Here is a 13,196-nt window from a genome sequence, read left to right on the forward strand (position 1 = left end):
AATATACTGTGTCGTTTTTGTCTACCAAGTCATAGCGTTGTTGCTTACTCAATTTCGCCAAGCTTTTTTTAGTCAGTTGTGTTCTGCTTGCAACTTACTCAGTTCTCTGTAGAGTTTTTCTATTGTTTATTGTTGTTCCTTCTCTTCATCCGTCTTGCCTTGTCGAAAGGTATCTGCATACTCTCTTTTGTTTGTTTCTTCCACTTCGATATTAGTATTGCTGATCACTGTATTTACTATTTAGTTATTGTAATGTACTTTCCTCTTTTAGGGCTTCCAGTGCTAATTTGGCTTTGAACTCTTTACTGTAAGTATTGCGTTTTCTCGCCATTTTTGTTTACCCTTTATTTTTAGCACTGTATTATACTTTATTTACCCTTCTTTTTCGGTTCTATTTTCCGGTGACATTGTACATTATAAATATAAAAAATGGCGTTAATAAAGTATTTTTCATTCAAATCTCTCTAAAATTATTTAAAATCATTTTTGTTGTTTTGGTTTAAACTTGGTATCAATTAAGTAAAATACCTCTCCAAAATTATGATATAATGACTGCGAATCAAAGTATAGTCAATATACATTGTAGTTTTACCTTCTCGATGAAACTTACAAATATAAAATCAATAGAAAGAAAGAAATATGAAAAGTGACTTTGAAGAAAGACTTATTGCAATGCTTGCTATTGAACATGGTCTAATGTCAGAAAAAAACTACACAAAATGTTTAAATATCAGAGATTTTTTTCGGCAAAATAATTCACTACTAGACATTCTTATCGAAGAAGAAATATTGACGCCAAACCAAATTAAAAATATACGAAGTAAAATCGATAAAAACTATAACTTTCTGCCACCTTCAAGTATCAATACAATTAAATTTGGTGAAATCGCTCAAGAAATGGGAATGATTTCACAAAAATCTTTAGAAGAGGCTCTAATCAGTCAACAAGAGTTTCTTACACGCGGTATACAAGTACCTATTGGCCAGATACTCTATTCAAAAGGCCTGATTACATTCGTACAAATTTATCAAATAATATCCAAGCAAAACATAACTACTTTTTATTGCAAAAAATGTGATACAACACTCACTACTAGTGAAAAATATACAAATATTCCCAGTTGCCAAAAATGTGGTGGAGACTTAGAAAAGTGCCACCAAAACAAAAAAGTAGAGAAAGCTCTAACCACAGGACGTGATGACTCAGAGCCAGGACTAGGTAATCTTATACCAAGCTAAAGTTTAAGATGTATTAGTTAGAATTCCCTCTGACAACTTTTGTATAACGAAATAAAACTTGAAATATGTGACCTACCATAAACTAAATTTTCCCTCCCTATACACAATATGATAAAACTACTCAAACTTTTTAAGAACTATTTACTTGGCTTCTTGTTATCTTACTTCATTGAATGAGGACACACCCTAGACTTTATAATTTAGATTTTGATTTCATTTGGTATCTGAACTAATTTATTTCTATGTTTTGTAGCGATTTTTTTTTATTGTAAATTTTTATTGTATGGAATCTTCTAACGAAACATCTTAGCTACTTTCGTAAATCTGGCATCTTTCAAACAGGCATTCAAGTTTGTTATGAATGTCATTCATCATAAAAGCTTTTGGTGATAGAATGCTGCGAGATTTTGCAATAATCCTTTTGCTTGCCAAATAACGCTTGTGTGATCTCCGCTGATAGTTCTGTAATTAACATTTTCTCCCCAAGCATCCACCAGAGCCTTTGTTGAAAAAATGGGGATGGCCTTATCTTGATCAGCTCCATAAATAAGTACATCTGATGCTTTGTTAGTGTCAACGTGGTTACAAGGTTCTATGGCTGCGACATATTTTCTTACCGCGTCTTCATCCATGTCCATATCCTTTGCACAACTACGCAAGTAGAGAGGCAATTTATCTTCTGAATGAAAGATGAGAAGGGTTAAGTCACCACCACCCAAAAAGGAGCAAGCAGCTTTGGTACGCTCACTTGTTCCATGCAAAAGACTTGCATACTGTGCTCCAAGACTAACTCCAAAACAGCCGATATGTTTTTCAGTAGCAATTTGATTAATAATACCATGACCCTCATTAACTGCTTGAAAGTAAGTTTGTTCCACCTGCTTAAAACTTAACCGCGCACTTTTAATACCACTTTTCCTTTTTCCCTTTTTCTTTAGTGCACCTCGTTGTCCCAAGAAAGGAGGAATTACTTCATATGCTGTGATCCCCTGACTATAAAGAAAAGCACTTACTGCTCGCGCACCGCTATAAGCCCCACTGCGCTGAGGAAATACAATAACTGCCTTGTCTGATCCAGTATCAAATTTATAAACATGTCCTCTGTTATTATCAGGATACCCCTCAATTACGATAGGTGAATCAAAAGCGTAATGCGTTACTTCTTTTGGAAACGTTGCGCCCAAATAGAAACCAATAAGCTTTTCCATAACAGCGATTCCTCGTAAACCTACTGCTGTCCAAGGACCATGTCCAAGGTTAACAGGAGGAGGGAGTTTGATTGTTTCTTTAGTTAGATTTTTAAGGGTGGTATTTGAATTGTACATGGATGTATTTTTACTTTGGGTTAATAAACGGCGCGTACGTTGTCAACTTCGCCAAAATTTTTAAGCCGTCTGTAGGATTGTGGCCTACTAACTGCTCGTTAAAATATCTGTCTTAATTGATATAAAAGACTAGAATACCTAATAGTTTCCACGAAGACACAGGGAAGAAGCAAAGATTGGATAGTGATTTGCTTTAGTTTAACAAAACTAAGTCTAAATTCAAATAAATAAAATTAAGGTATAAAAGCAGGTGCCAGACAGGAATGTCATTCAGTTAAGGTTCAACATAACGCTTAGCTCCAACATCATGAATTTACACAACTAAATGCACCATACTACGAACAGCGTCTTCGTCAAGTATTTTTGGATCAACATCATAAGGCTTAGGGATCCTCCATAATTTATCGATAATAGGTCTTAAATCATATTGAGCCTAAGCTTAACCTTGTTTTATTTATTTTTTAGAAAAATCAGTTCCAATTTCTGTAGAATTTGATTTTAACACATTTGGCACATTTAGCGTTGACACTCTTGTTGATTCTAGTATATAGAATGGTTATTACGAGTCTGGCATAAATGCCCTCCTCTATAGAATCAACATCATTAAATTTCTTTAAAACCCAAATTCTATTATGTTTGGTGTACTTCGATTTCTTATAATGTTTCAGAACGCAGAAAGAAAGAATTTACCATTTTACTTGTATTTTATCCATTAACGTCGTTATTTTTCATTTACAGAACCACACTTACACATTCAAAATGTCTAGCTAATGAATAAAATTTCTGTGCAAAATTGGGTAGATGATTTCTTCCAGTCTCTTATTGCATTTACAAATCTTGAATTTGAAAGCGAACTATCATAAAGGTAGATTGATGAAAAGGCACCTGTCATTAAGAAACAAGATTATCTTGACAATATGCGTAATTATTACTCTTATTGTTGTTACTGCAAATATATTCTCACTTATGAACAATAATCAGTATCGTTACGAAGCGCTGTTAACAAGAGCAGAAATGGTAGCGGAATCCCAGGCTTCTGCTATGGCTAGTTCTATCTGGGAATATGACCAAGATTCTGCAGAATTATCTTTAAAAGGGTTACTCAAAGATCCAGAGTTTGTAACAGCAGTTATTTTTGATGATGCAGGGAAATTATTCGCGAAAATAGAAAAAACTAGCGAAGATATAAACTCTGGCGTTATTGTTATTGAGAAGGACGTGTATTTTCAAACTACGGCTAACACACGTAGAAAAATAGGACAGGTTCGCATTACAATGACAACAACTAAACTACAACGCCAACTTAGAAAACAAAGTATACAAGGTATTTTAGAAGTGTTTTTATTGCTACTTCTTGTTGTTCCGAATCTGATTTACGCAATACGTAAGTTTACCAAACCTATTGAAGACATGACAAGAATTATGCGCATGAGTGCCGAAGGAAAACGTCCGCCAGAAATTAATTCTAAGTATTTGAAGCGTGAAGATGAAATAGGTGCTATCGCAAATTCTTTAAAACAAGATCAGCAACAAAGACAAGATGAAATGAAACTACTTAAGATTGCAACTTCTATTTCAAATGAACTAAATCTAACAAAGTTACTCAAGCAAATTATTACGGCAACAACAGAGCTCTTAGAATCGGAAAGAAGTTCGCTATTTCTCTATGATGAAGAAAGTGATACGCTTTGGTCTCTCATTGCAGAAGGAGTTAAAGATCAAGTGATTCGTGTAAAATCTAACACAGGAATTGTTGGAGAAACTTTTACAACAAAGAAATCACTTATTGTCCAAAATACACAAAATCGAAACAATTTTCACAAATCTGTTGATAAAAAAACAGGGTTTATAACAAAGAGCATTCTTTCTACGCCAATGATTGACAAAAAAGGAAACTGCATAGGTGTTTTGCAAATTTTGAACAAAAGAGATGGTTCATTCTGCGAGCGCGATCTGCGCCGAGCTGTTTCATTAGCATCTCAAGCTGCTATTTCTATAGACAACGCGCGTTTATTTGAAGAAACGCTTAATTTAAAAAACTATCAACAGGCGATTTTAGAAAGTCTTAGTAATGGTGTTATGACTTTTGATCAAAGAGAAAGTTTGACCGTTGCGAATGATGCAGCAATGAAAATATTGCAGCTTCGAAATATACTTGAGAAAAAGAATGGTGAGATCTTTGTTGAAAATAATAAGTGGGTAGCTGATAGTATTCACGAAGTCCTTACCAACGGAAGTAATGATTTAGCAATGGATACAGAACTTGAAACTTCGAATGGCAGTGTATCTGTAAATCTAACAACGGTTCCACTTGAAGATATTCACAATAATCGTATTGGTGCTGTTTTGGCGATCGAAGATATTACCAAGGAAAAGCGTATACGTAACACCATGTCTCGTTATATGAGCAAAACAGTTCTTGATCGCGTTTTAGAAGATGACCCTGATATCCTAAACGGATCGCAGCAAGTCTGCTCTATTTTATTTTCTGATATTCGCAAATTTACCACCATTTCAGAAACAATAGGTGCACGCAATACTGTAACGCTCTTAAATAGTTATTTTGAAGAAATGGTATCTTGTATTATGGATCGCGGTGGTATTTTGGATAAATACATTGGCGATGCAATTATGGCTAGTTTTGGTGCACCATTTACTAAACCGCAAGATGCACAAAATGCTGTTTTGGCAGCAGTCGAAATGATGAAGAAACTAGTTCCTTTTAACAAAAAACAACAAGAACTTGGAGCACCTACAGTTGATATTGGCATAGGAATTAATACCGGCGATGCTATTGCTGGTAATATTGGTTCTAGTAAACGCGTAGAATATACAGTTATTGGAGATACTGTTAATCTTGCTTCGCGGCTTGAAGGTGTCACAAAGTTCTACGGTGCTCCTATTGTTATTAGCGAGTACACCCATAAGCATCTTAAAGATAATCTGTTCATACGCCCTTTGGATTATATTCGTGTAAAAGGAAAAAATAAACCAGTGCTCATTCTAGAGGTAATGGATCATTACTGTGATTCATTCGAAATTAATCAATTCATAGAATTTTTCATACAAGGCTTTGACAGCTACAGAGAGCGTAATTTTTCCGCGTGCATAGAGCAATTTGCGAAAGCCCTAGAAGTAAAACCTGGGGATATTACAAGTAAAATGTTAATGGAAAGAGCAAGATATTATGTGATGGAAGCTCCACCTGAAAATTGGGATGGAGTATGGGTTATGAAAGAGAAATAATGAATAAAGTACTCTTTATATTCTTATTATTTGTAAGTGTATATAGCGAAGAATTTCGCGTAACTTTTGTCAATCCAGGAAAGCAGGGAGAAATATTTTGGGATCAAGTGTGCGATTTCATGAAGGCCGCTGCTGAAGATTTGGATATAGATCTTGAAATTTTATACAGTGAACGTGATCATCTGCGTATGATAGAGCTTGCTGCCGAAGTATGTAAAAGACAAAACAAACCAAGCTATCTTATTATTGTTAATGAAAAACAAGCTGCTGGTAAAATGCTACAACATGCAAAAAAGTACAATGTAAAAACATTTCTACTTTTAAATATTTTAACAAAAGAACAAAAAAAGGTACATAGTACACCACGAAAAAAATATTCGCATTGGATAGGATCATTGAGGCCTGATAACGAAAAAGCAGGTTTTGACATTGCAAAATCTCTGTGTGTACGCGCTACAAAAATAATTGATGGAAAGATTGATGCAATAGGAGTTGCTGGAGATTACGTAACACCAGCTTCAATGAGGAGAATATTGGGTTTAAAGCGCCTTATGAAACGCTATCCTCAAATAAAATTAAAACAAGTTATTCACAGTCACTGGCAACAACGCAAAGCATATCGACAGTTAAAAGGTCTGCTACGTCGTTATCCAAAAACAAAAATTATTTGGACCGCAAATGATCCCATGGCACTAGGTGCTATTCAGGCAGCCAAAGAACAAGGATTAAAACCAGGAAGAAATATTTTTGTCGGTGGTTTAAACTGGTCAAAAGAAGCATTAGAAAAAATTGTTACCGGAGATTTGATCACAAGTGTAGGTGGACATTTCATGGCAGGAGGATGGGCCTTAGTTATGCTTCGCGATTATCATGAGGGTAGAGATTTTGCCAAAATTGGCCTACAACAACTTGTTTATATGGGAACTATTGATCGTAGTAATGTAAAAAAATACCTATTTTATTTTGGTGACCAAAACTGGAATAAAATAAATTTTAGAAAATTTCTGCGCAAAAAACCACAACAGAAATATCAATTTACCATTCAAAAATTATTTAAAGTTGTGCGAGAAAATAAAGACAAATTTGAATAGGGCATGTAGATATCTAATTTTTTTGAAATACGAGTAGTTTGAGGTATAGCAAGACGTTTTGAAGGCGCATAATGTTGTTGCGTAACTAGAAAACAACGAAGCTAGTGCCTCAAAACTCTGAATTTACTTGAAAGGTAAATCTTCACACGTCCTAAAAAAATTGGATTATACAAGACGCGTTTATATGTAAAACAGATCCTTCCTACATTCATACTTTATTATCCAACGAAAATTTGCTATTTACATTTTTAGACCTGTCAAACAGTAAGAATGTGTTAATTAATATTTGCCAGAAGAAAATGAGTGTCAGACTGAAATGTCATTTTAAATTCTTCCTTTATTATTTTGGGGCACTTGTTTTTTGCAATAGTATTTGTTGGCAATAGATTTGGAGTTCAATAATGTTACCTATATCTATAAAGATTTTTTTTTATTTTGCATTTTTATTCTGATATTAATTGTTTATTTTTTATCCAAACTCAATAAGAAGAAAAAACGTGAAGAATTTCAACTTTTAGCTCAAGAGATGGGATGTCAATATTTTGAAAAAGGAGAAAGAAAAGATCACTATAAAAGTTTTCAAAATTTTCAAAGAGGGCTGAATTTGAAATTCTTAAATATAATAGAAGGTAAAAACAAAGGATACTACATCGAAGTTATGGAGTGTGAAGATGAGTGTTTGTCAACTGAAGGAGGGTATAGCCTTTGTTTTACAGCATGTATTTTGACAAAAAGGATTTGTCTTTGCCTGTTAGCTATTTGCGAGATAAATCCTTTTGTTCTGATTTTCTGAAACTAAACGTTATGAAAAAAATTAATTTTAAAAATGATCATTCGTTTTCGAATCGCTTTGTCCTTATGGGAGAAAGTGACAATGTAAAGAAAATGTTTTCAAATTCTCTACGTATGGAATTTGTGGATGTAGTAAACGTTTTTTAAAAAAAATTAGCCTCCTCAACTCAAGTCTAATGGAGTGGTGGGATGGTGAAGACAGAACTGATTATGAGCTTTGGTACGAAATGATGAAAGAGCATTACCATTAAACAGCATATCTAAAAAGCAACGAAACAACGATAATTATAATATCCTCAACTCCAGCTTACTTTGTAAATTTTTTTAAATATAGCAGAAGGCGCTTTTTACGAATTGTAGTAATACTTACACCTTTGGTCAAAGTTCAAACAAAACGTAAGACTTAAATTCCTAGACGAGATCGGGATCGCAAGCGGGCTCGAAAAAATAGACAATACTTTGAATCATGACAGGACCGAATGACAGGTCCTAAAAAATTTTTTTTTACTGGCAATTACTGTTCATAAGACTTTACAATTAATATTCAATTACGCACCTACTTCAAGATTGAAAACTATACCCAAAACAACAGTTTTCATTCGTTCGCAAAATTTAAGGTACTATTATTTGAAAATATATTCATTGATACTTATATTGTGTACATTTTGCTTCACCCAGCAAGCTTTTTATATCGAAAATGACAGTGCGATAGGTCATTTTCACAATAGTAAAAATGCACAAAATATTTTGATTTCCGGTGATCAAAATTCGCAGTTAGAAACACTGGCTGTTGATCATACAAATCAGAAAATATATTGGAATTCTTACTCTGAAGCCAAAAATACATCTACGATTTACAAAGCAAATTTAGATGGTTCGCAAATCGAAACAGTGTTTAGCGACGTTTCTTCTATCCGCGATTTGTGTGTTGATGGCAAAAACGACAGATTGATTTGGGTTATGTCATACGATCAAGTTTTTTTTGCTGACTTGGATGGGAATTTACAACAAATAGTAGATGTTGATTTTGTTGACGATATTGTCATCAATTCCAAAACATTGGAAATCTATTGGCGCTATCACGATGGCAAAACCTCAACGACTCATATTCAAAGAAGAGACTGGCATGGACGTTTGATTGAGAATATTCATAGTGAATCAGATCTAAACAATCATATTGTCGATATCGCCATTGACAATAACGGCAATATTTATTGGTCTGAGGATATCGATTTCGATACCAACCCGACTTATCGTCTCAAGCGTAAAACAGCAAAAGGCGTAGAAACTGTTGTCAAAAAATCGTCAAGAGTATTGTCAAGCCTAAGCATTCGCGACAATAAGATTTATTGGAGCAACGGCAAAGCAATAAAAAAGGCGAATTTAGACGGTTCGCAAATCGAATATTTTCACATAAACAATAATGGTATTAGTAGTATCAACATCCGCTAGTTTCGGAGAAAATTGAGCGTAATCAAAATCTAATAAGACTAGAAGATTGTAAAAGTTAAACAATTCTTGAACAACTCCTTTATTGGAGTTGTTCTTTTCAATAACTTTACAAATCCCTTTTCATAGTACAATTAGGAATTACGAGTCGTTTACATTGTAAATCAAATATTCATAGACGATCGACTTTAACGGTATACAAATAAGTATATGCTAAAACCAGGACGAGGTATGGGTTTTACTGATATAATCATTTTCTAAAAATTAACCCAACCTACGCAGCATAAGGAAATTTTTATGTTCAAAAAGTTTTTCACAACAACGAAAAACAATAAAATCTCAATAGAAGAGTGCCTAAACATTATTAGTAAGGAAACTCAATCAACAAAAAAAGAACGCCAAAAAGCTATAAATAAACTTTTACAAACCAATCATCGAGATTTTTCCAACGTCGATTTAAGTGAATTAGAACTTTGCTCCCAAAATTTTAGCGATATGACTTTATCCAACATAAACTTTGCAAGAGCTGATCTATCCTCATGTTGTTTTAACAACACCAAAATATTCTTAGTTAACTTTACCGCAGCTGATTTACATTCTGCTCGCTTTGAATCAACATATTTAGAAAGAGTCCGTTTCAATAATGCTAAAATGTCCAAATGTCAATTTACAAGGTCGGAATTGCATCGCGTTAACTTAGAGTCCGCTTGTTTAGTAAGTGCTATTCTCGAAGACACATCTTTTAAAAAAACGACTCTTAAGAATTCTATAATGAGTTTTGCCTGTTTTCGCTGTCCGATATCGTATCGCCAATTAGCGGAATGCAAAGATCTTCTTGGAATCCGTGGATTTAATGTAGATTTTCTTAGAAAAATTCGCAAGCTAAACCCAAAACTGATGGAATGGTGGGATGGGTTATCGAGAATCAACTATGAATTATGGCATGAATGGAGGAAAGAACATCCGGAAGCCGACTATGAGTCATGGTATGAATGGATGAAAGAATACTACTAGGCGATCATTGTGGTTAATTAGTGTTAGCGGTAGCTAATGAGGCATTAGTTTTTTTTGACATGAAACTGAATCACAATAGAATAGTTAGTGCAAAGTACCTCGCTGTATTGTTAAAATTTAAATTTTAACCCATAAAATATAAGCGAGGTACAACTATGAATCCTACAAAAAAAGTAAGAGAGAAAAAAGCTAAAAGCATAGAGACATTTGATATTATTAATCCTGATGCGGCAGGAATAGACATAGTTAAATGGAGTTGATGTTTTTTAAAAATTTTGGGTCACGGTTTCTTGAGTCTGTCACCGTTTTTTGACTATTGTTCAGTCTGATACAAATTAACAAAAAAGTGTGCAAAATTATACGCTTTTTGAGTCTAATATTCAGTTATATTCAGTTTTTTTCATCTTGTCTTTTGGATGCACTTGTATTTCGAATAAAAATAAAGACCATACACACAACTACTAAAGTAATTAAATCCACCCACTTGCTATTTTGTCGTTGACTAAGTACTTACAAATTAGTGCCAGACTCAAGCGCGAATACCATAAAATACTCCATAACAATAACTTAATAGATTAATCAATGATGTAATTAGGATATTTTGTCGAAAGAATCGGTAAAATGATAGGATCAAAAGTCATTTTACAAAGGAGAACAAATGCGTCCGATTCGTATATCTATGGTCAATGGTTTATTTCATATAACAACAAGATGTAATAATAAAAACTTCTATTTTAAAGAAGATGAGGACTTCATAGAATATTTAAAGGTAATAGAAAAAGCCCGCGAAAAATACTCTTTTAAGCTACACGCTTACTGCATAACCAGCAACCACACCCATTTGTTAATATCAACTCCAATAGAAGACAATCTGTCAAAGATAATGCAATATATCAATGGAGAGTACGCAAAAAACTACAACCGTAGACACAAACGCACAGGACATTTTTGGGGCGAAAGGTTCTATTCGACTATTATTGACTCCGAAAATCAGCTACTTAATACAATATTTTATATTGAACTTAACATGACAAGGAACAACGTTACCAAACATCCAAAAGAGTGGAAATGGAGTAGCTACAGTCAGCACACAACAGGTGAAGGGCTTATCGATGTTGACTATCATGAAATTTATATGAATCTTGGTAAAACCATGAAGCAAAGGCAAAAAAAGTACATTGAAATGATGGAGGAAAGAATGAAAGAGAGAGGGTTACTTACCAAAAAACCTCAAATGACATATGGTTTAATTTTTGGCTCAGAGTCTTTTATAAAAGATGTTATTAGTAAATATACCTCTCATAAATACTACCAAAAACGTAAATGCTGCACTTTAGATCAGAGTACATCTTGTTTGAGAAGATTTAAAACCTAAATCCAGTTTAAATTCAATACTTGATATTTAGATTTTTATAACGATAGGAATCGACTACAACCAAAGTCTGCCTTCATTTCTCAAGTGAGAAAAACACTTCACACTTACTTGCTTTAATTGCAATTTTTTCCGTACAACAGTCTTTTATTTCAAATACTTTTTTTATCACAATTCCAAAATTTCACCTATATCGAAATATCATTGCTTTTTAGACCGTAATGAGTCTGTCACTGAATACTTTCTTTAATACTTTTGTCATCTTGCTACATTTCTAAACTAGATTGTCGTCCACGCTAAGTCTGACACCAAAACTAGGTATATGGTTTTCAAGGGCGAAGAATAGATGAAGAGACTTCGCTTATGTATTTTCGAAATCGGTTTTACAATCAAGAGCTTGGTAGGTTTTTGCAGCGCGATCCATTGGGATATATCGATAGCTTCGGGCTTTATGAAGCTTTTGGTAGTAATCCTTATGCTTTTAGAGATCCATCTGGAAAAGTAGAAATTGTTATGGATGGAAATAGAGCTATGAATAAATGCCCAGCTTGCGGCGAACACGAGATTTTTATTCAAAAAGAAAAAGGTGAAACTATCAAAGATTTAGCAAAAGCATTAAATGTTGATGTTAAAGAAATATCAAATAACACTAAAAAATTATTCCAAGAAGGACAGTTAACACCTATAAAAAGTTTCCTGCCAAAAACTGTAAAAAAACCTTTAAAAAGACAGTATGAAGCTGATAAGAAAGGATATGCATCTCCCTTCTTTAAAACAACAGAAGAAATATTAAAGAACGCTAAAAAAATAAAAAATGAAGAAGGACCAGTAGAATTTGATTGTACTGGAAGCAGTTTAAATCAGCTCGGCTTTAGAAACGAAAATTATGATCTTTCTGGTGGTGGAAATTTTATGAAACAAATTTATGATGCTCTAAGCTCGAAAAAAATAGTTCCATCTAGAAGAAAAGATGCAAAAATGGGTGATATAATTATTTTTGCTACTTCAAAAAATGAATTTAAACATACAGCAACCTATCTATTTACTAATAAAAAAGGAGATGGATATGTCGCATCACAAAATGGTATAGGCTCGCACTTTACAATTGCAAAAAGTGAATATATTCATCGCAAGTATAAAACAAAAAATGATGTTTATCTTCGAAGAAAAAAATAAATTTCAACACATCATAAAGTATAAACTGATAATTATGTTTGTACTTTATGATGTATTGAAAATGAGTAGTAAAATTCATTTATGTTTAATTTTGGGAATTCATAATGTTTAATAAAATATTTTTACCTCTTATTGCCGTGATGTCCATTATCTTTTTTTGTAGTTGTTCTTATTTTGCTCTTTACTACAAGGCATACTGTGATGTCGTTAAAGAAATACCTCCTAGCATCGATGAAAAAATTGAATATAAACAACTTACATTTTCTAAAGATCATCTTCTTGTAATCAAGTTTTTGTATAAATACAATATCAAATCTGAAAAAAATTACCAATTTTCGAGCGTTATATGGTGCTTGAAACCCTTTGGTTCTATTTATTCCAGTGTATCTCGTTCTTCTTTGTCTAGCTCTCAAGAAAGTATTCCTTTACTGGAACATATATTTACTAAATCTGAAGATATTGATTAAAACCGGCGGTAGTCCATATCATGTA

General features: G+C 33.4%; 8 protein-coding genes and 1 pseudogene. 8 read left to right on the forward strand and 1 reads right to left on the reverse strand.

Annotated elements, in window-relative coordinates; translation table 11 throughout:
* The first annotated feature begins 639 nt into the window (after nucleotides 1–639).
* Nucleotides 640–1,239 carry a hypothetical protein gene (locus UABHE_RS11355; RefSeq protein ID WP_372370399.1) on the forward strand — a complete coding sequence of 200 codons (600 nt, stop codon included), beginning with the start codon at nucleotides 640–642 and terminating at the stop codon, nucleotides 1,237–1,239.
* Nucleotides 1,240–1,610: 371 nt separating this feature from the next.
* Here UABHE_RS11355 and UABHE_RS11360 read toward each other — a convergent pair whose 3' ends face one another.
* Nucleotides 1,611–2,564 carry a hypothetical protein gene (locus UABHE_RS11360; RefSeq protein ID WP_372370400.1) on the reverse strand — a complete coding sequence of 318 codons (954 nt, stop codon included), beginning with the start codon at nucleotides 2,562–2,564 and terminating at the stop codon, nucleotides 1,611–1,613.
* An 873-nt stretch (nucleotides 2,565–3,437) separates the two neighbouring features.
* Between UABHE_RS11360 and UABHE_RS11365 the strand changes: the two genes are divergently transcribed.
* The 7 genes and pseudogenes from UABHE_RS11365 (at nucleotide 3,438) to UABHE_RS11395 (ending at nucleotide 13,171) form a co-directional block, all read left to right on the forward strand.
* Nucleotides 3,438–5,810 (forward strand): adenylate/guanylate cyclase domain-containing protein, encoded by a 2,373-nt coding sequence (locus tag UABHE_RS11365; RefSeq protein ID WP_372370401.1) that lies wholly within the window; start codon nucleotides 3,438–3,440, stop codon nucleotides 5,808–5,810.
* Nucleotides 5,810–6,901 carry an ABC transporter substrate-binding protein gene (locus UABHE_RS11370; protein WP_372370402.1) on the forward strand — a complete coding sequence of 364 codons (1,092 nt, stop codon included), beginning with the start codon at nucleotides 5,810–5,812 and terminating at the stop codon, nucleotides 6,899–6,901. Before UABHE_RS11365 ends, UABHE_RS11370 begins: the two co-directional genes overlap by 1 nt.
* Before the next feature lie 1,419 nt (nucleotides 6,902–8,320).
* Nucleotides 8,321–9,145: a hypothetical protein gene (locus tag UABHE_RS11375; RefSeq protein ID WP_372370403.1), complete on the forward strand. Its 825-nt coding sequence runs from the start codon at nucleotides 8,321–8,323 to the stop codon at nucleotides 9,143–9,145.
* A gap of 294 nt (nucleotides 9,146–9,439) precedes the next feature.
* Complete coding sequence (locus UABHE_RS11380; protein WP_372370404.1) at nucleotides 9,440–10,156, forward strand: pentapeptide repeat-containing protein; 717 nt, start codon at nucleotides 9,440–9,442, stop codon at nucleotides 10,154–10,156.
* Nucleotides 10,157–10,814: 658 nt separating this feature from the next.
* Nucleotides 10,815–11,531, forward strand: a complete 717-nt coding sequence (locus tag UABHE_RS11385; protein ID WP_372370405.1) for a transposase — start codon at nucleotides 10,815–10,817, stop codon at nucleotides 11,529–11,531.
* Nucleotides 11,532–11,861: 330 nt separating this feature from the next.
* A pseudogene (locus UABHE_RS11390) lies at nucleotides 11,862–12,704 on the forward strand (RHS repeat-associated core domain-containing protein); the annotation flags it as partial.
* A gap of 104 nt (nucleotides 12,705–12,808) precedes the next feature.
* The gene (locus UABHE_RS11395; RefSeq protein WP_372370406.1) at nucleotides 12,809–13,171 is read left to right on the forward strand and encodes a hypothetical protein; all 363 of its coding nucleotides are present in this window, start codon (nucleotides 12,809–12,811) and stop codon (nucleotides 13,169–13,171) included.
* The last annotated feature ends 25 nt before the right edge of the window (nucleotides 13,172–13,196 follow it).

The sequence above is a fragment of the Candidatus Uabimicrobium helgolandensis genome, from assembly GCF_041508025.1.
GTDB classification, from domain to species: domain Bacteria; phylum Planctomycetota; class Uabimicrobiia; order Uabimicrobiales; family Uabimicrobiaceae; genus Uabimicrobium; species Uabimicrobium helgolandensis.